This is a genomic window from Frigoribacterium sp. CFBP 13707, from assembly GCF_014842245.1.
Taxonomy (GTDB): domain Bacteria; phylum Actinomycetota; class Actinomycetes; order Actinomycetales; family Microbacteriaceae; genus Frigoribacterium; species Frigoribacterium endophyticum.
On record NZ_JACYVL010000002.1, the window covers coordinates 518246 to 539866 of the forward strand.

The 21621-nt window shown below is 74.8% G+C and carries 21 protein-coding genes and 1 tRNA gene; 14 read left to right on the forward strand and 8 right to left on the reverse strand.

All coding sequences use genetic code 11. The features are described from left to right. Positions 1-4: 4 nt before the first annotated feature. Positions 5-175 carry a CsbD family protein gene (locus IFT45_RS06130; protein WP_167258932.1) on the forward strand — a complete coding sequence of 57 codons (171 nt, stop codon included), beginning with the start codon at positions 5-7 and terminating at the stop codon, positions 173-175. Positions 176-306: 131 nt separating this feature from the next. Here IFT45_RS06130 and IFT45_RS06135 read toward each other — a convergent pair whose 3' ends face one another. The 6 genes from IFT45_RS06135 to IFT45_RS06160 form a co-directional block, all read right to left on the reverse strand. After that, on the reverse strand, positions 307-1104 hold the full coding sequence (locus tag IFT45_RS06135; protein ID WP_192127207.1) for a crotonase/enoyl-CoA hydratase family protein: 798 nt from the start codon (positions 1102-1104) through the stop codon (positions 307-309). Next, positions 1101-1925: an arginase family protein gene (locus IFT45_RS06140; RefSeq protein ID WP_369814248.1), complete on the reverse strand. Its 825-nt coding sequence runs from the start codon at positions 1923-1925 to the stop codon at positions 1101-1103. The genes IFT45_RS06135 and IFT45_RS06140 overlap by 4 nt, the downstream gene beginning before the upstream one ends. A gap of 5 nt (positions 1926-1930) precedes the next feature. After that, complete coding sequence (locus tag IFT45_RS06145) at positions 1931-3064, reverse strand: hypothetical protein (protein WP_192127209.1); 1134 nt, start codon at positions 3062-3064, stop codon at positions 1931-1933. Between the two features lie 10 nt (positions 3065-3074). Beyond that, the gene (locus IFT45_RS06150; RefSeq protein ID WP_192127211.1) at positions 3075-3797 is read right to left on the reverse strand and encodes a PspA/IM30 family protein; all 723 of its coding nucleotides are present in this window, start codon (positions 3795-3797) and stop codon (positions 3075-3077) included. 100 nt (positions 3798-3897) lie between these two features. Beyond that, a complete protein-coding gene (locus IFT45_RS06155) occupies positions 3898-5835 on the reverse strand; it encodes a TPM domain-containing protein (RefSeq protein ID WP_192127213.1) in 1938 nt (645 codons plus the stop codon). Positions 5836-5970: 135 nt separating this feature from the next. Continuing rightward, positions 5971-6378, reverse strand: a complete 408-nt coding sequence (locus tag IFT45_RS06160; protein WP_192127215.1) for a hypothetical protein — start codon at positions 6376-6378, stop codon at positions 5971-5973. 89 nt (positions 6379-6467) lie between these two features. Between IFT45_RS06160 and IFT45_RS06165 the strand changes: the two genes are divergently transcribed. The 4 genes from IFT45_RS06165 (at position 6468) to IFT45_RS06180 (ending at position 8907) form a co-directional block, all read left to right on the forward strand. Then, the gene (locus IFT45_RS06165; RefSeq protein WP_200931966.1) at positions 6468-7355 is read left to right on the forward strand and encodes a DMT family transporter; all 888 of its coding nucleotides are present in this window, start codon (positions 6468-6470) and stop codon (positions 7353-7355) included. 248 nt (positions 7356-7603) lie between these two features. Further along, positions 7604-7783 (forward strand): hypothetical protein, encoded by a 180-nt coding sequence (locus IFT45_RS06170; protein WP_056053897.1) that lies wholly within the window; start codon positions 7604-7606, stop codon positions 7781-7783. Between the two features lie 36 nt (positions 7784-7819). Beyond that, entirely contained in the window at positions 7820-8419 is a 600-nt protein-coding gene (locus tag IFT45_RS06175; protein ID WP_185232227.1) for a recombinase family protein, read from the forward strand. A 77-nt stretch (positions 8420-8496) separates the two neighbouring features. Next, entirely contained in the window at positions 8497-8907 is a 411-nt protein-coding gene (locus tag IFT45_RS06180; RefSeq protein WP_192127218.1) for a VOC family protein, read from the forward strand. A 100-nt stretch (positions 8908-9007) separates the two neighbouring features. Here IFT45_RS06180 and IFT45_RS06185 read toward each other — a convergent pair. Next, positions 9008-9079: transfer RNA gene (locus IFT45_RS06185), tRNA-Arg, on the reverse strand. A gap of 98 nt (positions 9080-9177) precedes the next feature. Between IFT45_RS06185 and IFT45_RS06190 the strand changes: the two genes are divergently transcribed. Next, complete coding sequence (locus IFT45_RS06190) at positions 9178-9915, forward strand: pyridoxal 5'-phosphate synthase (protein ID WP_192045565.1); 738 nt, start codon at positions 9178-9180, stop codon at positions 9913-9915. A gap of 65 nt (positions 9916-9980) precedes the next feature. Beyond that, complete coding sequence (locus IFT45_RS06195) at positions 9981-10754, forward strand: gamma-glutamyl-gamma-aminobutyrate hydrolase family protein (protein WP_192127220.1); 774 nt, start codon at positions 9981-9983, stop codon at positions 10752-10754. Here the strand turns inward: IFT45_RS06195 and IFT45_RS06200 are convergent. After that, entirely contained in the window at positions 10751-11401 is a 651-nt protein-coding gene (locus IFT45_RS06200) for a hypothetical protein (RefSeq protein ID WP_185232236.1), read from the reverse strand. The two genes, IFT45_RS06195 and IFT45_RS06200, sit on opposite strands and share 4 nt — an antisense overlap. Positions 11402-11504: 103 nt before the next feature. Here IFT45_RS06200 and argS point away from each other — a divergent pair, with 103 nt between their 5' ends. The 7 genes from argS to rho all read left to right on the forward strand — a co-directional run bounded on the left by argS (position 11505) and on the right by rho (position 21621). Continuing rightward, positions 11505-13169, forward strand: a complete 1665-nt coding sequence (gene argS, locus IFT45_RS06205; protein ID WP_056053916.1) for an arginine--tRNA ligase — start codon at positions 11505-11507, stop codon at positions 13167-13169. Between the two features lie 52 nt (positions 13170-13221). Further along, positions 13222-13995: an LmeA family phospholipid-binding protein gene (locus IFT45_RS06210; RefSeq protein ID WP_056053919.1), complete on the forward strand. Its 774-nt coding sequence runs from the start codon at positions 13222-13224 to the stop codon at positions 13993-13995. Between the two features lie 126 nt (positions 13996-14121). Beyond that, positions 14122-15612 carry an alanine racemase gene (locus tag IFT45_RS06215; RefSeq protein ID WP_192127222.1) on the forward strand — a complete coding sequence of 497 codons (1491 nt, stop codon included), beginning with the start codon at positions 14122-14124 and terminating at the stop codon, positions 15610-15612. Positions 15613-15680: 68 nt separating this feature from the next. Beyond that, complete coding sequence (locus IFT45_RS06220) at positions 15681-17015, forward strand: homoserine dehydrogenase (RefSeq protein WP_056053924.1); 1335 nt, start codon at positions 15681-15683, stop codon at positions 17013-17015. Continuing rightward, on the forward strand, positions 17015-18097 hold the full coding sequence (gene thrC / locus IFT45_RS06225; protein ID WP_056053927.1) for a threonine synthase: 1083 nt from the start codon (positions 17015-17017) through the stop codon (positions 18095-18097). The genes IFT45_RS06220 and thrC overlap by 1 nt, the downstream gene beginning before the upstream one ends. Then, on the forward strand, positions 18094-19029 hold the full coding sequence (gene thrB / locus IFT45_RS06230) for a homoserine kinase (protein ID WP_056053930.1): 936 nt from the start codon (positions 18094-18096) through the stop codon (positions 19027-19029). The genes thrC and thrB overlap by 4 nt, the downstream gene beginning before the upstream one ends. 291 nt (positions 19030-19320) lie before the next feature. Next, positions 19321-21621 (forward strand): transcription termination factor Rho, encoded by a 2301-nt coding sequence (gene rho / locus IFT45_RS06235; RefSeq protein WP_192127224.1) that lies wholly within the window; start codon positions 19321-19323, stop codon positions 21619-21621.

A 21621-nucleotide genomic window follows, 5' to 3' on the forward strand; every position in this document is an offset into this window, starting at 1 on the left:
CACCATGGGACTCGACGACAAGATCAAGAACGCCGCTCAGGACATCGCCGGCAAGGCCAAGGAAGCTCTCGGAGACCACAAGGGCGACGAGAGCCTCAAGGCCGAGGGTCAGAAGGACCAGACCAGCGCCTCCGCCAAGAAGGTCGGCGAGGACGTCAAGGACGTCTTCAAGTAGGCCGATCCGCCTCGTTCTCGGGCCCGCTTCCCCTCGGGGAGGCGGGCCCTCGACGTTCCTCGGGGTCCCGGCCGCGTCGGGGCTGACGCGGCCGTCGGCCGTCGTGCCCGCGAGAGGGCTCCCGAGGGGGGTCAGCGGCCGGTGAACTCCGCGTCCGTGCGGGCCAGGAACGCCTCGTGACCGATCCGGGCATCGTCCGTCCGCATCAGGCGCACGAGTTCCGGCTGCAGCTGCGACTCCGCCGCGCGGTCGCCCTCGCGGAGGGCGAGCCGGGCGTTCGCGAGCGTCGCCTGCACGGCGAGCGGTGCCTGCGCGGCGATCCGCCGGGCGAGCTCGAGCCCCCGGCCGAGCGCCTCCGCGCGCGGGAGCACCTCCTGCACGAGACCGATGCGGAGCGCCTCGGCGGCGTCGAGGAGGTCGCCGGTGAGCATCCAGCGCATCGCGTCGCCCCAGCCGACGCGGCGAGGCAGCCGGACGGTGGCGCCGCCGAAGGGCAGGATCGCCCGGCTCACCTCGATCTGCCCGAAGCGCGCGTCGTCCGCGGCGACGACGACGTCGCTCGCGAGGGCCAGCTCGACGCCGAGCGTCAGGCAGGTGCCCTGCACGACCGCGACGACCGGCTTCGACAGCTGGCGTCCCTCCACCTGCCAGGGGTGCAGGCCGCCCTCGGGCACGACGTCGAGGCCGTCGGGGCCGACGGCGGGGGCCACGTCGGCGAGGTCGAGCCCCGCCGTGAAGTGGTCGCCGTGGGCGTGCAGCAGTCCGACCCTCAGCTCGGGGTCGCGGTCGAGCAGGCCGTAGGCCAGGCTCAGCTCGCGGAGCAGGCGCAGGTCGGCGGCGTTGCGCTTCTCGGGGCGGTCGAGGCCGATCAGCAGCACGTGGCCGTCGCGGACGACGCTGACCCGCGGCCGCTCGCCCCCGTCGCTCATCGCGACAGCGCTCCCACGACGCGGAGGATGGTGCCCATGTCGTCCGACGCGTGCGTGGCGTCGACGGGCGCGAAGCCGCAGAGGCCCGCGCCGACGAGGGTGAAGCGCTGCTTCAGCGCGGTCAGCGTCTCGATGAGCACGCTCGGCTCGAGGCCGAACGGCTGGGGGTCGAGCAGCCCGGTGAGGGCCGAGGGGTCGAGCACGTCGAGGTCGACGTGGAGGTAGACCTCCGTGGCGCCCGTCTCGGCGACGGCGTCCACGACGTCCTGCGGGGAGAGGTCGAGCGACGACACCGAGCGGATGCGGCGGCTCTCGAGGTGGACGTCCTCGGCGTCGTCGATCGAGCGGACGCCGGCGAGGACGACGCGCCCCGCGTCGACAGCCTCGGGAGCGGGCCCCGAGGAGAAGGTCGGGAGGTCGTCTCCGCCGTCGATCAGCGTGCGGAGCACCATGCCGCTGAACGCCCCGCTCTCGCTGCTGCGCGGGCTGTGCAGGTCGGGGTGGGCGTCGAACCACACGACGGCCGTCTGCGGGGTGACGGCGTGCCGGACGGCCGCCAGCTCGACGCCGCAGTCGCCGCCGACCACCAGGGCGGGGGAGTCGTCGCTCCGCAGCTCGTCGGCGACGGCCTCGGCGGCGGCGAGCACGGACGACAGCCGGTGCACACCCGTGCCCAGTGAGTCGCCGGCGCCCACGGGCACCTCGACGAGGGCGGTGGCGCTCGGGGGGAGGTCGGCCAGCACGGCGTAGGCGCCGTCGGCGAGCCTCATGGCCCGCGACGACGGCGAGCCCTGCCACTGGGGGACCACGACGAACCTCACGGGCGTCAGTCTGTCACAGCGCGCGGCCCGCGCGACCAGGGCGAGCTGAGTCGGCCGACGGCCCGTTCGAGCGGCCCCCGGCCGACGAAGCGCTGCCAGAGCACGGCGTACGTCAGCGTGGCCACGACCGCCACCGCGAGCTGCCAGAGGGGCAGCCCGTACGACCCGCCCTCGGCGCGGTAGGCGAAGAAGAGCGGCGCCGTGAGCAGCAGGTGCGCGGAGTAGACCGTGAGCGGCTGGGCCCCCGTGGCCGACAGGGGACGGAGCGCCGTGGCCACGCCACGGCCCCAGGCCCGGTCGGGGCTGGTGACCAGCAGCAGCAGCCCGACGACCGCGATCGCGACGCCGCCGCTGCCGACGATCTCGGCGGGCATGCCCTCGTGGTCGGCGGGGTCGAACGCCGGCACCGCGGCTGCCCCGGGCAGGTACCGCACGGTGTAGCCGACGAACGCCGCGACCGTGCCGGCCCCGAGCATGACGAGCTGCGTGCCGCGGCGCCGGAGGTCGCTCCGGGCGGCGACGAGGCCGACGAGCAGGAAGGGCAGCCAGACGAGGGCGGGGTAGGCCCCGACGAGCAGGGCGTCGGTGGCCACGCCCGCGGCCCCGGGGAGGCTGGAGTCGCCGTAGGCGTCCTGGGGCACGAGCGTCGCGAGGGCGGGCGCGCCGACCGCCACGACCGCGGCGATCACGAGCAGCACCCCGGGCGGGGCGAAGAGCACGACGAGCAGGAGGAGGAACATCACGCCGTAGTAGGGGAGGATCACCAGCACGTAGCCGTTCCAGGCCTGCAGCAGCAGCCCGAGGGCGATGAGGACGCCGGCCCGGATCGCGATCGACCCGACGACGCGGGCCCGTCGGCCCCGGGGCGTGGGCGCGGCGCCGCCCGACATCAGCCCGAGCGACACGCCCGCCAGCGTGGCGAAGAGGATGGCCGAGCGACCGTCGAAGAGCCGTTCGTCGAGGTCGACGCGCGGCCACATGTGGGCCGCGAACATGCCGAGCACGGCGAGCCCGCGGGCGACGTCGACGCCGACCACGCGGGAGCGCCCGGCTCCCCGGGCGGCACGGGGCCCCGTGCCGTCCGAGCGGGGCTCGACGACGGGCGGGGCGGGCCAGGGGGAGCCGGGCGCGGTGGTCACTGCGCGGTGCTCACTTGTCGAGGGCGCCGAGCTTCAGGGCGGCGAGGCGCGCCTCCACCTCGGTCTGCTGGTCGAGATCGTCGAGGCTCTCGAACTGGGCGTCCAGGCTCGAGGCGGCGAGCTCCTGCTGGCCCAGCACCCGCGCCTCCTCGCGACGGATCTTGTCCTCGAAGCGGCTGATCTCGCTGGTGGGGTCGAGCACGTCGATGCTGCCGATCGCGTCGGCGACCTTCGACTGGGCGGCGGCGGTGCGCGAGCGCGCGACGAGCTCGTTGCGCTTCGAGTTCAGCTCCTCGAGCTTCGCCCGCATCGAGGTGAGCCCGGCCTTGAGCTTGTCGACGACCTCGGTCTGCGAGGCGATCGTGGGCTCGGCGTCGCGCGCCTCCTTCTTGGAGGCGATCTGGCGGCCGAGGGCCACCTTGGCCAGGGCGTCGAACTTGTCGGCGTCCGCCGTCGACCCCGAGCTGCGCAGCTGGTCGGCCTTCGTGCTGGCGGCGACGGCCTTGCGCTCCCAGTCGGCGGCCGCGGCGACGTCCTCGGCGTGGTCCTGCTCGAGCAGGCGCAGGTCGCCGATGGTCTGCGCGACGGCGGCCTCGGCCTCGCGGATGCTCTCGGTGAAGTCGCGCACCATCTGGTCGAGCATCTTCTGCGGGTCCTCGGCCTGGTCGAGGAGGGCGTTGATGTTGGCGCGGGTCAGCTGGGCGATGCGCCCGAAGATCGACTGCTTCGTCATGGGGTGGTCCTTCCGGTGGTGGTCGTGGGGGTGGGTGGGTCTGGTGCCGGCCGGGGCCGGGGGGAGTCGCGGGTCGGCGGGTGCGGGACGCGCGCGCCGGTCAGAACCGGCCGCCCCCGGAGCTGCGGCCTCCGCCGCCGCCGCCGCCGAAGCCGCCGCCGCCTCCTCCGCCGAAGCCGCCCCCGCCGCCGAAGCCGCCGCCCCCGCCGTTGAGGAGGCCGCCGATGACGAGGCCCGTGACGATGCCGCCGAGGTCGGCGCCGCCCCGGCCCCGACCGCCGTAGCCGCCGCCGAGGCCGACCTGCTGGTACTGCTGCACCTCGGCCGCGGCCTCGCTGGCGGCCGCCGCGGCGAGCTGGGCCGCGTCGTGCGCCTCCACCAGGGCCGCGTCACGGTCGCGCACGGCGAGGGAGACCGCGGCGGCGAGGTGCCGCTCGGCCTCGGAGAGGCGGGTGCGCGGGCGGGTGCCGATGCCGCCGCGCCGGGTCTGGATGAAGTCGCGGGCGGAGCTGATCTGGTCGCGCGCCGTGCGCAGCGCCTGGTCGAGGGCCGCCTGCGCCCGGCGGTCCTTCTCGCCCTGCTCGCGCACCGCCGCCAGGACGGCGTCGATGCGGGCGTTCGCGGCCCCCAGGTCGGCGAGCACCGCCAGGGGGTCGTCGGTGGTCGTGCCGGCGAGGGCGACGGCGGCGCGCGCGGCGGCCACCGAGCCGGCGACGTCCACGCCGTCCGGGGCGCTCCTCGGGGGCAGCGCCTCGGCCGTCGCGACGTCGGCCCGCAGGTCGGCGGCGAGGGCGGCGATCGTCGTGGCGGCGGTGCGCAGCTGTTCGCCGGCGTGGTCGACGGAGGAGAGCAGCTGGTCGACCTGCCCGAACGCCTGGCGGACGGCGCGGACACCGGCGACGGCCTCGCCGGGACGGGAGGCCGCGAGGTCCTCCCGCGCCGCGTCGGTCGTCTCCCGGGCGAACTCGACGAGCCGGTCGGCCTGGTCGGCGTTCTCGGCGACGCCGGCGACCGCGCGGGGCGAGTACGCGGTCGCGAGCCGGGCGAGCACCTCGCGGGCCTTGGCGACCCGGGCGACGCGCGACTCCAGCTCGGCGGGCAGGGCGGCCACGTCGGCGGGCACCCGCTCCTCGGCGGCACGGCGCTCGTCGAAGGCCCGGGACTGCTCTTCCAGGGCGGCGTCGGCGGCCCGGCAGAGCTCGACGATCCGCTCGGTCCACTCGCGGCGCTGCTCGGCGGAGTCGGGCACGGCGTCGTCGAGCCTCTGCTGGAGCTCGAAGGCCTCGCGGGCCTGGTCGCGGGCCCGGCGGAGGGCCTCGACGAAGGGCCGGGCGGCGTCGTCGCCGAACTGGGCCGCGGCGAACCCGACCTCCTGCTGGCCGGCGGTGATCTCGTCGTCGAGGGTCACGAGCATGCCGGCGGCCTCCCGCTCGAGCTCGGCCTGGCGGGCCGCCGCGGCGTCCTCCGCCTTCCGGCGACGACGGGTGCGCAGCACCACGACCGCGACGCCCACGACGATCGCGAGGACGACGACCACGAGCACGACGCCGAGCAGCCACGACATGTCGGGGCCCGCCTGGTCGTCACGGATGCCGTCCGCGAGGGCGACCGCCGCGCCCGCCCAGTCGTCGTCGCGGAGGCGAGGCTCGACGACGTCGGCCTGCAGCCGCTCGCGCTCGGCGTCGGAGACCGGGCCGGTGGAGTCGGTGGAGAGGTCGTAGACCCGGTCGCCCACCGCGACCGAGAGGAGGACGTCGTCGGGGCCGAGCTGGTTCAGCGAGGCCGTCGCGCTGCCCCACGCGGCGCGGTCGGCGGGGGAGGAGAAGGAGTCGACGTAGACGACGAAGAGGTCGACGCCGGAGTCGGCGGAGAGGGCGTCGAGGCTCTCCTCGACCCGCTGCTCGTCGGCGGCCGACAGCACGTCGGCCTGGTCGAGCACGTACGCCCCCGACAGCGAGACGGGCGGCTCGGCGTGGGCCCGGTCGGCACCGACGCCGGCCACGGCCGACCCCAGCACCACGGCGGCCGCGGCCAGCACGGCCCCGACACCTGCCCCCCGACGGCTTCGTTCACTGACGCGCACACTGCTCCCCTCGGTCGTTCCGCGGAGTCTATCGACGCCGGGTCGGCGGGGGCCCGGCCGTCCCTGGATCGAGCGGTCGACGGCGACGGACTACTCGACGAAGAGGAGCGCGACGGAGGCGACGGCGCAGGCGGCGCCGACGCCGACCAGCACACGCCCCACCGCGCGCAGGGCCCGGCCGTCGTCGTCCGGCGCGTCGGTCCGCGGCCGGGACGGGCGGTCGGGGTCGTAGTGCACGGTGATCTCGGTCTCGACCGGGGTCTCGAGGGGGTGGTCGCCGAACTGGGTCTCGTGCAGCTCGCCGGAGGAGTCCATCCACCGGGCGACGGCGGCGCGGGCCCAGGCCGGCGGCGGGATGACGACGGCGACCGTCTCCTCGTAGCGGGCGGCGCGGTGCCGGGCGTGTGCGCCCAGGAGGAGGAAGGGCACGCCGACGACGAAGCCGAACCAGCCGAAGAGCTCCACGACGGGGGAGATCACGGTGAGGGCGTCGGACACCCTGCGATGCTACCGGCGGCCGGCCGGGCGGCGGCGCAGCCCGTCGCAGCACGTCCGGGCCAGCGGGGCCGCGCCCCTAGACTCGCCGCGTGAGCCGCCCCCTCGACCGCGTCCCGTCACCGCTCCTGGCCGTCGCGGCCATCGTCTCCGTCCAGTTCGGCGCGGCCCTCGCCCGCACGCACTTCGAGGCTCTCGGCCCGACGGGCGCCGCCGCCCTCCGCCTCGCCCTCGGCGCGCTCATCCTCGTGGTCGTGTTCCGCCCCCGCGTGCGTCGCTGGTCGCGGCGCACCTGGCTCGGCGTCGTGCTGCTCGGGCTCGCCCTCGCCGGCATGAACTCGCTCATCTACCTCGCCATCGACGTCGTGCCCCTCGGCGTCGCGGTGACCCTGGAGTTCCTCGGGCCGCTGGCCGTCGCGCTCGCCCAGACCCGGCGCTGGCTCGACGCCGCCTGGGCGCTGCTCGCGCTCGTCGGCGTGGTCGTGCTCGGACTCGACTCGTCGGGCGCGACGCCCCTGGTCGGCGTGCTGCTCGCCCTCGGCGCCGGGGCCTTCTGGGCCGGCTACATCGTGGCGAACGCGAACCTCGGCCGCTCCGACGACGCGATGGGCGGGCTGGCGGTCTCGATGGTCGTCGCGGCCGCCGTGGTGGTGCCCGTGGGCGCGGCCGACGCGACGCGGGCCGTGGTGGCCGACCCGCGACTCCTCGCGGTCTTCCTGCTCGTCGCGTTGCTGACCTCGGCGCTGCCGTACTCGCTCGAGGTGGTCGCGCTGCGACGCCTGCCCACGCGCGTGTTCGGGGTGCTGTCGAGCCTCGGCCCGGCCGTCGCCGCCCTCGCCGGGCTCGTGGTGCTGCGCCAGGCCCTCGGCGCCCGCGAACTCGTGGCGCTGGCCCTCGTCACCGCCGCCAGCGTCGGGGTGACGGCGACGGCGGGGCGGGGGAGGCCCTCCCGCGACGTGGTGGAGGCGCCGCCCGTCTGAGGTCGTGGCGGTGAGGTCGTGGCGGTGAGGGCATGGCCGCGCCGGGTGTGCTCGTGTCCCCCGCGGAGCGGACCCTGCCTCCGCTCAGCCCTCGCACTCACAGGTAAGCGGCAGGTGGACGGCAGCCGTCTCGCCGGTGTTGTACCCCGAGCGCGGGGTACGCTCGGCAGACGAGCCCCCGTAGGCGGGGCTCCTGAGGCCGGGAGGACATCATGGGAGCTGTTCTGGAACGCACGTCACGGGCCGAGGTGATCGACCTCGGAGACGGTTTCCACCGCGTCTCCACGCCCACCGCGGGCGTCATCGGGTTCGTCCACGAGTCCTCGGGCCGCTTCGAGGTCCTGCGGGGCCGGAGCCGCCAGGCGACCCGTCAGGAGGGCGCGTACCGCACCCTCGACGTCGCCGTCATCGCGCTGACGTACAGCTGATCGACGGCTGGTGAGCTCCGCGGGGGAGGCCCCGACGTGGCCGTGATCGGATACCGGCGTGACTCCGACGACGAGGTCGGCAGCCACCAGCGCGACGCGCTGGCCGGTGCGGCGTGCGAACGCGTCTACGTCGACCAGGCCACCGGCCCCCGGGCTCGTCGCCCTGAGCTGCAGAAGGCGTTGTCCTCCCTCCGGGAGGGCGACGTCTTCGTCGTCTCACGCCTCGACCGGCTCGGCGGCACCCTGGCCGAGGTGGTCGCGCTGATCGCCTCGCTCGACGACCGAGGCGTGGCCTTCCGCTCGATCGACGACGACATCGACGAGCTCGGCGCCTGGGGCCGGTTCTTCTTCCGCGCCGCGGGGGCGCTCGCGTCGTACGAGTCGACCATCGCCGACGAGCCGGCCCGGGCCGCCGAGCGGAGACGTCAGGAGGCGCACTACAAGCGCCGGGGCGCACCCGCCCTCAGCCGACGGCGGCTCCAGATCGCCCGCGACATGCTCCGCGACGAGGCGAGCCTGGTCGACGTCGCCCGTCACCTCGACGTGCCGCTCCGCACGCTCCGGGAGGGCCTCGCGGAGGCGGACCGGTCCCAGGACGACCCCCGGGCGCCGGCCCGCCGGGACCCGATCCGCTGACCCGAGCCGCTGTCCCGTCGGCCACCGACCTGACCGTCCCTTGACACGGAGGGGCAACCGGGTCCAGCCTCCACGGCATGAGCCTCTTCATCACCTGCCCGGTCGAGGACGTCGAGCGCTCGACGGCGTTCTACACCGCCCTCGGCTGGGCTCCGAGGCCGGAGATGTCCGGCCCCGGTGCAGCGTGCTTCGTGGTCACCGGCGACCAGCACGTCATGCTCGTCAGCCGCGAGCAGTACACGGCAGTCGGTGCGACGGAGGAGCTGGTCGGGGCACCCGGCGCGCCCTCGCCGGTGACGGTCTCGTTCGACCTCGAGAGCCGCGAGGCCGTCGACGACCTCGTCACGCGCGCCGACGCCGCGGGCGGGCGCGTCGGAGACACCGACGAGTACCCGTTCATGTACCAGCGGCAGTTCGACGACCCCGACGGCTACCACTGGTCGCCGTTCTCGATGACGACGGACGCGGACGTCCCCACGGCGTCCTGAGGCGGTGTGGGACGGGGCGACGGCCCGTCGTCGACACCGATCCACAGAAAGCGTGGTGCTCGGCGTCTTCGCGAGGACTTGCTGCCGCCGAGGGATTCGGTGCCCCCAGAAGGATTCGAACCTTCGCCCCTGCCTCCGGAGGGCAGTGCTCTATCCCCTGAGCTATGGGGGCCAGGGTCGACGACAAGGCTAGCAGCCCGCAGGGTCGCCGACGGACACGCGCCGGCCCCGCCTGGGGCGCGGCGCAGCGGGCGGGTGCACTCTGGGGCGGTGACCCACGACGACGACGCGGCCCGCGCCTCCCACGTTCCCTCTTCTCCCGACTCCGGCGGCGGCGACGACGCCGGGCAGGGCGGCCGCCGCTCGCTCCGCGACCGGGTGCGCGGCGCTCGCCGGCCCGAGATCGACGTGTCGCCCCTCGACCCCGAGCAAGCACCCCCGGAGCCGATCGCGCTCTTTCTCACCTGGCTCGACGACGCGGTGGAGGCCGGGGTCGCGCAGCCGCACGCGATGACCCTGTCGACCGCCTCGACCGCCTCGGGGCCGACGGCGCGCACCCTGCTCCTCAAGGAGGTCGACGACGCCTTCTGGTTCACCACCTCGTCGCTCAGCCCCAAGGGCCGCCAGATCGCCGACGACCCCCGCGTCGCGCTGACCCTCTCCTGGAGCGACCTCGGGCGACAGGTCCGCGTGCTCGGCGACGCCCTCCCGGGGCCGCGCGACGTCAGCGAGGACGACTTCCGGGCGCGGCACCCCGACTCGCGCGCCGTCGCGATCGCGATGCCGCAGAGCACCGAGATCCCCGGCGCCGAGCAGGCCGACGCGGCCCTCGACGAGGCCCGTCGTCGACTCGACGACGAGCCGGACCTCGTGCCGGACGACTGGACGGCGTACCGCGTGGCGCCCGTCTCGGTCGAGTTCTGGCAGGGCACGACGGGCCGTGACCAGGTGCGCCTGCGGTACGACCGCGTCGGCGACGGCTGGCGCCGCGCCTCCCTCTGGCCCTGAGCCCCGGGTCGTAACGCCGCGACACACGGGTGGCGCGAGGCGGCGACGGTGACGACCATGGGTGCATGCCGATCGAGACGCGAGCCCCCGGAGCCCGCCCCGGCGCGCGCCTGGCCGTCGTCGAGGTCACCCGCCGTCGGCCGCACGCGCCGGAGTACCACGCCTACGTGCAGACCCTGAACGAGCGCGTCGTCGCCGAGGCGCGTCGGGCGGGCTGGTCGGCCGAGCGCCTGGCCGCCGACGACCTCGGCGTCGACGCCCTCCTGGCCGCCACGCGCGACGCCGACGCGGTGGTCGTCGTCGGGGGAGAGGACCTCGCCCCGCACCACTACGGCGCCCCGGCCGGCTACCCCGGCGAGGGGCGTCACCTCGAGGTCGCCGACGCCGCACAGCTCGCCGTCGTCCGCCGCGCGGTGCGGCTCGGCACGCCCCTGCTCGGCATCTGCCGCGGCCACCAGGTGATCAACGTCGCGCTCGGCGGCACCCTCGTGCAGCACCTCGACGACGAGGCCGGCCTGCACCGCGGCACGGGCTCCGTCGAGCAGCTCATGACCGACCACGAGGTCGACCTCGTCGCCGGCACGCGCCTGCGGGAGGCGCTGGTCCTGTCGAGCGCGCTGGTCCGGAGCGCCCACCATCAGGCCGTCGGCCTCCTCGGCGAGGGCCTGCGCGTCGCGGCGTGGTCGCGCGACGGCGAGGTGGAGGCGGTCGAGCACGTCACCGCGCCGGTCACCGGGGTGCAGTGGCACCCGGAGGACCGCGGCGCCGAGGCCTGGCAGCTGCCGCTCCTGCTGGGGCAGCTCGCCGCCCGCGGGGCGTCGGCGCGCCGGGCCGCCTAGCCCGCGCCGCCCTCGCCCACCGCGGCGAGGAGCTGCGTCATCACCGGCTCGGCCGACCCGGGCTCCGCGAAGGTCGTCGACTCGGCCACGACGAGGCGACCGGTGGGCAGGGCACGGGCGACGCCCGTGCCGCCGTGCAGGCTGAAGTAGCCCTCCACCCCGTAGCTCGGCACGGAGTTGCTCGAGGCGACGAGGTCGTTCGCGATCGCGGTGAGGCTGGCCTCGTCGTACGCGGCGACGCCCACCGTCACGTGGTCGCCGGCGGCGTCGACCCAGTCGCAGACCGTCCCGTCGGCCTCCGCCACCTGGTCGAGGGCGTCGTCGAGGGCGTCGGCGTCGGGGGCGTCGGCCGCGGCGAGGCCGGGCCACAGCGTGGGCAGCACGCCCGCGGCCGGGTCGAGCAGGGCGGCGCAGTCGAGGGCGAGCGGGCTGCTCACGAGCGGCGGCGGCGTGTAGCCGGGGTCGGCGGTGGGCGTGGCGCCGGACGCCGCGGGCGACGGGGCCGCCGACGTGGACGGCGACGCGGGCCCGCCGCCCGGGGCCGACGTCGTGCAGCCGGTCAGGGCTGCGGCGCCGAGGGCCAGGGCGGAGGCGGCGACGACGACGGAGGGGACGCGGGCCGGGGGTCGGGGGCGGCGGGACGACATGCCCCCATCCTCCCCGACGCCGCCCGTGGTCGGCTCGGAGGGGCGCCCCGACGGCCCGTGGCCCGGGCCGGCGGGCGCCCGGCAGCCGGTACGATCGTCTCTCGTGACCCCCGCCGAACTCTCCTCCTCCCTGCTCGCCGTCGTCCAGGGCGTCCTCGAGCGCCGAGGGGTCGGCGACGACGTCACCGTGGCCCCGGCCGACGTCGTCCTCGAGCGCCCGAAGAACCGCGACCACGGCGACTGGACGTCCAACGTCGCCATGAAGTTCGCGAAGCGCGTCGGCGTCCCGCCCCGCGACCTCGCCACCGAGCTGGCGGGCGAGCTCGCCGAGGTCGACGGCGTCGCCGACGTCGACGTCGCGGGCCCGGGCTTCATCAACGTGCGGCTCGACGCGGCCGCGGCCGGCCAGCTGGCCCGCACGATCGTCGAGCAGGGCGAGGCCTTCGGCCGCGGCGACTACTACGCCGGCGTCACCATCGACCTCGAGTTCGTGTCGGCCAACCCCACCGGCCCCATCCACCTGGGCGGCGTCCGCTGGGCGGCCGTGGGCGACAGCCTCGCCCGTGTCTTCCAGGCGCAGGGCGCCCTCGTCACCCGCGAGTACTACTTCAACGACCACGGCGGGCAGATCGACCGCTTCGCCCGCAGCCTCGTCGCCCGCTCGTTCGGCGAGCCCACCCCGGAGGACGGCTACGGCGGCGAGTACATCACCGACATCGCCGACCGGGTCGTCGCGGCGCACGACGGCGACCTCCGGGCCCTGCCGCGCGACGAGGCGCAGGAGGTGTTCCGCGCCGCGGGCGTCGACTTCATGTTCAGCGACATCAAGTCGTCGCTGCACGACTTCGGCGTCGACTTCGACGTCTTCTTCCACGAGAACTCGCTGCACGAGTCGAAGGCCGTCGAGCGCGCCGTCGCGCGCCTCACCGAGCTCGGGCACATCTACGAGGCCGAGGGCGCGACCTGGCTGCGCACGACGGAGTTCGGCGACGACCGCGACCGCGTCGTCATCAAGAGCGACGGCGAGGCGGCCTACATCGCCGGCGACCTCGCCTACTACCTCGACAAGCGCGAGCGGGGCTTCGAGCGCAACCTGATCATGCTGGGCGCCGACCACCACGGCTACGTCGGCCGCATGATGGCGATGTGCGCGGCCTTCGGCGACGAGCCGGGCGTCAACCTCGAGATCCTCATCGGCCAGATGGTCAACCTGCTGAAGGACGGCGAGCCCTTCCGCATGTCGAAGCGGAACGGCACCGTCGTCACGATGGAGGACCTCGTCGACGCCGTCGGCGTCGACGCCGGCCGCTACTCGCTCGTCCGCAGCCCGGTGAACAGCTCGATCGACATCGACCTCGACCTGCTGACGCGGCGCACCAACGACAACCCCGTCTTCTACGTGCAGTACGCGCACGCCCGCACCCGGTCCGTCGCGCGCAACGCCGAGGCCGCGGGGGTCACCCGTGACGCCTTCGACGCGTCGCTGCTGTCCCACCCCACCGAGAGCGCCCTCCTCGGCGTCCTCGCCGAGCTGCCCCGCGTCGTCACGCAGGCGGCCGAGCTGCGCGAGCCGCACCGGGTCGCCCGCTACATCGAGGAGCTGGCCGGGACCTACCACCGCTGGTACGACAGCTGCCGGGTGACGCCCCTGGGCGACGAGGAGGTCACCGACCTGCACCGCACGCGACTGTGGCTGAACGACGCCGCGGGCCAGGTCGTCCGCAACGGGCTGGGCCTCCTGGGCGTCTCCGCGCCCGACCGCATGTGACCTGACCGGCGCGGGGCGCGACTCCGCCCGGCGTCCCTGACAGGATGTCGGGATGAGCGACGAGAGCGACAGCGACTTCTTCGAGGCCCGTCCGGTCGAGCGTCGACGGCTCCGCAGCGCGGGGGCCGGCCTCTTCATCCTCGTCGGCGTGCTCGTGGGCCTGGCGGTCCTCGCCGTGATCGCCGACGTCGTCGTCCGCTCGGTCGTCGAGAGCCGCGCCGCGGCGGAGGTCCAGACGTCCACCGGCCTCGACGACGTCGAGGTCGACGTGCACGGCACCTCGGTGCTCTGGCAGATCGCCCACGGCTCGCTCGACGACGTCACGCTGACCTCCGGGGTCGAGGGCGACCCCGTCGTGGTCCGCGTCGACGTCGCCGACGTGCCCACCTCGCTCGAGGGCGACTCCGGGCCCGTCACGGGCACGATCACGGCCGACCAGGCGACGGTCGACGGCCTCGAGGCGCTCCGCCAGCAGGGCGCGTCGTTGGCGCTGGGCGACGACGCGGTCACGTACTCGCGGTCGTTCTCGGTGCCCATCATCGGCGACGTGCCCGTCGCCGTCACCGCGGTGCCCAGCCTGAGCGACGACGGACGCTCCGTCTCCTTCGCCCCGACCACCGCCTCCCTGCCCGACACGTCGCTGCAGCTCGACCTGACGCCCTTCCTCGGCGACTTCGCGACCTCGGTCTGCCTCGCCGAGCAGCTGCCGGCGTCGGTGACGGCCACCGCCCTCGACGTGCGCGCCGGCGAGGTCACCGTCGACCTCCGCTCGCCCGGGCTGCCCCTGACGAGCTCGGCCCTGTCCGAGAAGGGCACCTGCTCGTAGCCCACGGGCGCGGCCGGCGTCACGTGGCCCGGCTCGTCGCCGCCTGTCGGTAGGCTCTCTGACGTCACGGGCGCGACCACGTCGCGCGCGCGGCGACCCCCGTCCCGCCGACCCTGGAGAGGCCCCGTGTCGAACCCCCTCGCCCCCGCCTGGCTCCGCGAGCCCGACGACCTCGCCGAGCTCGACGCCGGCGTCTGGTCGCGGACGGCCCGGCGCTCCGACGACGGCGAGATCGTGCTCGGCGGCGTGCCCGTGACCGAGCTCGCGCAGACGTACGGCACCCCCCTCTACGTGCTCGACGAGGCCGACGTCCGGGGCCGCGCCGCCCAGACCGTCGAGGCCTTCCGCCGCGAGTTCGCTCGGGTCGGGACGACCGTCAAGGTCTACTACGCCGCGAAGGCCTTCCTCTCCGCCGAGGTGGCCCGGTGGGTCTCCGAGGCCGGCATGGCCGTCGACATCTGCACGGCCGGCGAGTTCGCGGTCGCCCGGGCCGCGGGCGTGGAGCCCGCCCGGATGGGCTTCCACGGCAACAACAAGTCCGACGCCGAGCTCGACCGCACGGTCGCGGCGGGGATCGGCGCGGTCGTCATCGACAGCGCGGAGGAGGTCGACCGGGTCGCCGACGCCGCCGCGCGCCACGGCGTGGTCCAGGCCGTGCGCCTCCGGGTCAACTCCGGCGTGCACGCGAGCACCCACGAGTACCTCGCGACCGCCCGGGAGGACCAGAAGTTCGGGGTGCCGCTGAGCGAGACCGCCGACGTCGTCGCGGCCGTGCGTGCTCGGCCGTCGCTGCGGTTCCTCGGGCTGCACTCCCACATCGGCTCGCAGATCTTCGGCTCCGACGGCTTCGCCGAGGCCGCACGACGCTTGCTCGCCGTCCACGCGGGCCTCCTCGCCGACGGCGAGGTGCCCGAGCTCAACCTGGGCGGCGGCTTCGGCATCGCCTACACGAGGGCCGACGACTCCCGCTCGATCGACGAGCTCGCGGCGGCCCTCGCCGACATCGTCCATGCCGAGTGCACCGACCGGGGCATCCCGGTGCCGGTCGTGGCCGTGGAGCCGGGCCGGACGATCGTCGGCCCCGGCGGCACCACCCTCTACACGACGGGCACCATCAAGGACGTCACGGTCGCCGTCGACGAGGTCGACGTCGACGCCGTCGCGACCGAGTCCGACCTCGCGGCGGCCGCCGACGAGGCCGTGGTGCTCGGCCGGCCCGCGGCCAGCGCCGTCCGTCGGTACGTCAGCGTCGACGGCGGCATGAGCGACAACGCGCGGACGGCCCTCTACGCGGCCGACTACTCCGTGGCCCTCGCGGGGCGCGCCTCCTCGGCTCCTCCCGTGCTCGTGCGCGTCGCGGGCAAGCACTGCGAGAGCGGCGACGTCGTCGTCCTGGCCGACTGGCTGCCCGCCGACGTCGAGCGGGGCGACCTGCTGGCGGTGCCCGCCACGGGCGCCTACTGCCACAGCCTGTCGAGCAACTACAACCACGTCGGCCGACCGCCCGTGGTGGCGGTGCTGGACGGCACCTCGCGCGTCATCGTGCGCGGCGAGTCGGAGGCCGACCTCCTCTCGCGCGACGCGGGCCTCGACCAGCCGGCCCGCGCCTCCTCGTGACGCACGCCCCTCCCTCGTCGGCCCCGCCCGCCCCCGGTCGCCGCAGCACCCCCACAGAACGGAACACCATGATCGAATACCGCAACGTGCGGGTCGCCCTGATCGGCGCCGGCTCGGTCGGCTCGCAGGTGGCCCGGCTGCTGCTCGAGCAGGCCGACGAGCTGGCCGGCCGCGCCGGCGCGGGCATCGAGCTCGTCGGCATCGGCGTCCGCGACGTCGACGCGCCCCGCGACGTCGACCTGCCCCGCGAGCTCCTCACCACCGACGTCGAGTCGCTCATCCTCGGGGCCGACATCGTCGTCGAGCTCATGGGTGGCCTCGAGCCTGCCCGTCAGTACGTGCTCGCGGCGCTGAACTCCGGCGCCGACGTGGTGACCGGCAACAAGGCGCTGCTGGCGAGCCACGGCCCCGAGCTGTTCGAGGCGGCCGAGCAGGTGGGCGCCCAGCTCTACTACGAGGCGGCGGTGGCCGGCGCCATCCCGATCATCCGCCCGCTGCGCGACAGCCTCGCCGGTGACCGCATCGTCCGCATCATGGGGATCGTCAACGGCACGACCAACTTCATCCTCGACCGGATGGACACCGACGGCGACACCCTCGAGGCCGCCCTCGCCACGGCGACCGAGCTGGGCTACGCGGAGGCCGACCCGACCGCCGACATCGGCGGCTACGACGCCGCGCAGAAGGCCGCCATCCTCGCCAGCCTCGCGTTCCACACGACCGTGCCGCTGGTCGCGGTGCACCGCGAGGGCATCACCGAGGTGACGCACGAGCAGGTCGTCGCGGCCCGCAAGGCCGGCTACGTCGTCAAGATCCTCGCGATCTGCGAGCGGCTGCTCGACGCCGACGGCGTCGAGGGCGTCAGCGCCCGGGTCTACCCGGCCCTGGTGCCGCTCGAGCACCCCCTCGCCACGGTCCACGGCGCGAAGAACGCCGTGTTCGTCGAGGCCGAGGCGGCGGGCGACCTCATGTTCTACGGCGCGGGCGCCGGGGGAGTGGAGACGGCCTCGGCCGTGCTCGGCGACCTCGTCTCCGCCGCCCGGAGGCACGTGATCGGCGGGCCCGGGCTCGCCGAGTCCACCCACGCCGACCTCCGCGTGCTGCCCATCGGCGACGTGGTCACGCGCTACCAGGTGACGCTCGACGTGGCCGACCAGCCCGGCGTGCTCGCCGAGGTGGCCGGCGTGCTCAGCGACCACGGCGTCAGCGTGCACAGCGTCGAGCAGACGGGCGGCGTCCCGCCCCTCGCGTCACACGGCGACGTCGAGGCCCCGGCGACCGCTACCCTGATCATCGGCACGCACCGTGCCCGCGAGTCCGCCCTCGCCGCCACGGTCGAGGCCCTCCGCACCACCCCGGTCGTGAACTCCGTCACGAGCGTCCTGAGAGTCGAAGGAGCCTGATGGCCCACCAGTGGCAGGGTGTCCTGCGCGAGTACGCCGACCGTCTCGACGTCACCGAGGCGACGCCCGTCGTCACCCTCGGCGAGGGCGGCACGCCCCTCATCCCGGCGCCGGCCCTCTCGGCCCGCACCGGCGCGAAGGTCTACGTCAAGTACGAGGGCATGAACCCCACGGGCTCCTTCAAGGACCGCGGCATGACCATGGCGATCTCGAAGGCCGTCGAGCACGGTGCGAAGGCCGTCATCTGCGCCTCCACCGGCAACACCTCCGCGTCGGCCGCCGCCTACGCGGCGCACGCCGGCATCACCGCCGCCGTGCTCGTGCCCGAGGGCAAGATCGCGATGGGCAAGCTCAGCCAGGCCGTCGCGCACGACGGGCAGCTGCTGCAGATCCAGGGCAACTTCGACGACTGCCTCGACATCGCGCGCGACCTCGCCGCGAACTACCCGGTGCACCTCGTCAACTCGGTCAACAACGACCGCATCGAGGGCCAGAAGACGGCGGCCTTCGAGGTCGTCGACGTGCTGGGCGACGCCCCCGACTTCCACTTCATCCCGGTCGGCAACGCCGGCAACTACACGGCCTACACCCGCGGCTACCGCGAAGACCTCGAGGCCGGCCGCGCCACGCGCCTCCCGCGCATGTTCGGCTTCCAGGCCGCGGGCTCCGCGCCCATCGTCGCCGGCGAGGTCGTGCGACAGCCCGAGACCATCGCCAGCGCCATCCGCATCGGCAACCCCGCGTCGTGGCAGCTGGCCCTCGAGGCCCGCGACCTCACCGACGGCTGGTTCGGGGCCATCACCGACGAGGCCATCCTCGCCGCCCAGAAGATCCTCTCGGCCGAGGTCGGCGTCTTCGTCGAGCCGGCCTCCGCGATCAGCGTCGCCGGCCTGCTCGAGCGCGCCGACGCGGGCGTCGTGCCCGCCGGGGCGACGGTCGTCCTCACGGTGACGGGCCACGGCCTGAAAGACCCGCAGTGGGCCCTCCGCAAGGCCGACGGCACCGACGTGCAGCCCACGGTGGTCGCGAGCGACACCGCGCGCGTCGCCGAGGTGCTCGGGCTCGTCCCGGCCTCTGCATGACCACCGGCCCGGCCGTGAGGTCGGTCCTCGTCAAGGTCCCGGCCACGTCGGCCAACCTGGGGCCCGGCTTCGACACCCTCGGCCTCGCGCTGTCGCACTACGACAGGCTCGTGGTCTCCGAGACCCGGGGCTCCGGAGTCGCGGTGCACGTCGACGGGGTCGGCGCCGGCGAGGTGCCCACCGACGAGAGCAACCTCGTGGTGCGCTCGATCGCGGCCACCTACCGTGCCGCGGGGGTGCCGCTGCCGGGTCTCCGTCTCGAGGCGCGCAACGCGATCCCGCACGGGCGGGGCCTCGGCTCCTCCGCCGCGGCCATCGTCTCGGGCGTCATGGCGGCCAAGGGGCTCCTCGAGGGGCGCGTCGACTTCACGCCCGACCAGCTGCTCGCGGTCGCGACGGAGCTCGAGGGGCACCCCGACAACGTCGCGCCGGCCCTGTTCGGCGGCCTGACGATCGCGTGGACCACCTCGGCCGGGCCCTCGCACAAGAGGCTCCTCGTCCACCGTGGCGTCTCGCCGGTCGTGTTCGTGCCCGAGACGACGCTGTCGACCTCGCTGGCGCGCAGCCTCCAGCCGGCGTCCGTGCCCCACGAGGACGCCACGTTCAACGTGTCGCGGTCGGCCCTGCTCGTCGCGGCGCTCATCCAGAGCCCCGAGCTGCTGCTCGCGGCGACGGAGGACCGCCTGCACCAGAGCTACCGCGCGAGCGCGATGCCCGAGACGGACATGCTCATCAGGGTCCTGCGCCAGGCGGGGCTCGCGGCCGTCGTGTCGGGGGCCGGGCCCTCGTTGCTCGTGCTCGGCAGCGACCCGGCGCAGCGGCTCCTGGCGGCCCAGCTCGTGGCCGAGAACGCCCTGTCGGCGTGGCGTCCGTTGATGCTCGCCGTCGACCTGCGAGGTGCTACAGTGAACGCGCACCCGGTAGAAAACTGAGATCTCCTGGGCATCTGGCATCGTCCTCCCGGTCACCGGGCAGCACACGTGTGGGGTCCCACGTCATCCCGGCATTCCCGGTCGCACATCCCGTAGTGCACATCTAGCAGCGCTCGGTCGCTCTCTGGCGATCGCGTGCCGCACCTCCGAGAGCTTCCTGCGCATCCCGCGCAGTGCGTGCCGCGCCCTGAGCGTGCGGCCGCAGGGCCCGCCCGCACGGCAGGCCAGAGGCTGCGAGGTGTGACCAGCTCATCCTCGCGGCTCTCGCGGGGGAGCGGAAGGAACCCACCAGTGTCAGACGCAGACAACAGCGCCACCACCCAGACCCCCGCCGAACTGAGCGCCATGCGCCTCCCGCAGCTGCAGGCCCTCGCCTCGTCGCTCGGCATCAGCGGCCTCTCCAAGCTCCGCAAGGGCGACCTGGTCGCGGCCATCGCCGCCGTCCAGGCGACCGGCGACGCCTCCGTGGTCGCCCCGACCGACGACGTCGTCGTCGAGGCGCCCGTCGCCGTGCAGCCGACCCTCGACGTCACCGACGCTGCGCCGGCCGAGTCGGCCCCCGTCGCCGAGGCGCCCGCGGCCGAGGCCCCCGTCGCCGAGACCGCCGCCGCGCCCCGCACGCGCCGTCCGTCGCGCCGGGTGACCGCCGCCGCCGGCGCTCCCGAGCAGCGCACCGCCGTCGAGCACGTCAACGCCGGCGAGACCGGCGTCGCGCCGGTCTCGGACGAGGCGCCCGCCGCCGTCGCTGAGGTCGACGCGCCGGTCGCGTCGCCCGTCGCCGAGGCCGCCGCCCCGTCGTCGGTCGTCGAGGCCCCCGCCGAGGAGGCGCCCGTCGCCGCCGAGCGTCCCTCGCGCAGCCGTCGTGGCTCGCGCCGCGCCTCCGACGCCACGGTCGCCGCCGCGGCCGCCGAGGCCCCGGCCGCGGAGGTGCCGTCCGCCCAGGCCGAGGCCGTCGCGCCGCAGTCGGCCCCCGAGGCGGGCGACGCCGAGGCCGGCGCCGCCGACCAGGGCTCGAACGACCAGGGCGCCGGCGACCAGGACGGCCAGGGCCAGCAGGGCGGCGGTCGTCGCAGCCGCAACCGCAACCGCAAGAACGGCCAGAACGGCCAGCAGGGCCAGAACGGCCAGCAGGGCCAGAACGGCCAGCAGCCGCAGAACGGCCAGCAGGGCCAGAACGGCCAGAACGGCCAGCAGGGCCAGAACGGCCAGCAGGGCCAGGCCTCCGCGCAGGAGCAGTCCGCGAAGGAGGCCGAGCAGCAGCGCGCCGCCGGCGAGAAGAACGACGCCGCGCGCGGCGAGCAGCAGTCGGGCTCGCAGGCCGGCCAGCAGTCCGACGAGGCCGGGCGTCAGGGCCGCGGCCGTCAGCGCGACCGCAAGCGCGGCCGCAGCGTCCAGAACGACGAGTTCGAGCCCGAGATCTCCGACGACGACGTTCTCATCCCCGTCGCGGGCATCCTCGACGTGCTCGAGAACTACGCCTTCGTCCGCACCACCGGGTACCTCCCCGGGGCGAGCGACGTCTACGTCTCGCTCGGCCAGGTGAAGAAGTACCACCTGCGCAAGGGCGACGCGGTCGTCGGCGCCATCCGCCAGCCCCGTGACGGCGACCAGGGCCAGGGCCGTCAGAAGTACAACGCGATCGTCAAGATCGACTCGGTCAACGGCCAGCCCGTCGAGGAGGCCGCCAAGCGCGTCGAGTTCAGCGCGCTGACGCCCCTCTACCCGCAGGAGCGCCTGCGCCTCGAGACCGAGCCCCAGAAGCTGTCGACGCGCATCATCGACCTCGTCTCGCCGATCGGCAAGGGCCAGCGCGGCCTCATCGTCTCGCCCCCCAAGGCCGGCAAGACGCTCGTGCTCCAGGCCATCGCGAACGCCATCGCGGTGAACAACCCCGAGGCCCACCTCATGGTCGTGCTCGTGGACGAGCGCCCCGAGGAGGTCACCGACATGCAGCGCACGGTCAAGGGCGAGGTCATCGCCTCGACCTTCGACCGCCCCGCGGAGGACCACACCACGGTCGCCGAGCTCGCCATCGAGCGTGCGAAGCGCCTGGTCGAGCTGGGCCACGACGTGGTCGTGCTGCTCGACTCGATCACCCGTCTGGGCCGCGCCTACAACCTGTCCGCCCCCGCCTCGGGCCGCGTGCTCTCCGGCGGAGTCGACTCGTCGGCGCTGTACCCGCCGAAGCGCTTCTTCGGCGCGGCGCGCAACATCGAGAACGGCGGCTCGCTGACCATCCTCGCGACCGCCCTCGTCGAGACCGGCTCGAAGATGGACGAGGTGATCTTCGAGGAGTTCAAGGGCACCGGCAACATGGAGCTCCGCCTGTCGCGCCACCTCGCCGACAAGCGCATCTTCCCGGCCGTCGACGTCAACGCCTCGGGCACCCGTCGCGAAGAGATGCTGCTCAGCCCGGAGGAGGTCAAGATCACCTGGCGCCTCCGTCGCGCCCTGGCCGGCCTCGACCCGCAGAAGGCCCTCGAGATCGTCCTCGGCAACCTCCGCGAGACCAGCTCGAACGTCGAGTTCCTCGTGCAGGTCCAGAAGTCGGTGCCCGCGAACGGCCACGACTCCTCCCACAAGGAGCACTGA

Excerpts from the sequence above, each read along its gene's own strand:
- IFT45_RS06130 (WP_167258932.1), top strand. The coding sequence starts at position 5 with ATGGGACTCGACGACAAGATCAAGAACGCCGCTCAGGACATCGCCGGC.
- IFT45_RS06135 (WP_192127207.1), bottom strand. The coding sequence starts at position 1,104 with ATGAGCGACGGGGGCGAGCGGCCGCGGGTCAGCGTCGTCCGCGACGGC.
- IFT45_RS06150 (WP_192127211.1), bottom strand. The coding sequence starts at position 3,797 with ATGACGAAGCAGTCGATCTTCGGGCGCATCGCCCAGCTGACCCGCGCC.
- IFT45_RS06180 (WP_192127218.1), top strand. The coding sequence starts at position 8,497 with ATGAGCCTCTTCATCACCTGCCCGGTCGAGGACGTCGAGCGCTCGACG.
- IFT45_RS06195 (WP_192127220.1), top strand. The coding sequence starts at position 9,981 with ATGCCGATCGAGACGCGAGCCCCCGGAGCCCGCCCCGGCGCGCGCCTG.
- IFT45_RS06200 (WP_185232236.1), bottom strand. The coding sequence starts at position 11,401 with ATGTCGTCCCGCCGCCCCCGACCCCCGGCCCGCGTCCCCTCCGTCGTC.
- IFT45_RS06210 (WP_056053919.1), top strand. The coding sequence starts at position 13,222 with ATGAGCGACGAGAGCGACAGCGACTTCTTCGAGGCCCGTCCGGTCGAG.
- IFT45_RS06220 (WP_056053924.1), top strand. The coding sequence starts at position 15,681 with ATGATCGAATACCGCAACGTGCGGGTCGCCCTGATCGGCGCCGGCTCG.
- thrC (WP_056053927.1), top strand. The coding sequence starts at position 17,015 with ATGGCCCACCAGTGGCAGGGTGTCCTGCGCGAGTACGCCGACCGTCTC.
- thrB (WP_056053930.1), top strand. The coding sequence starts at position 18,094 with ATGACCACCGGCCCGGCCGTGAGGTCGGTCCTCGTCAAGGTCCCGGCC.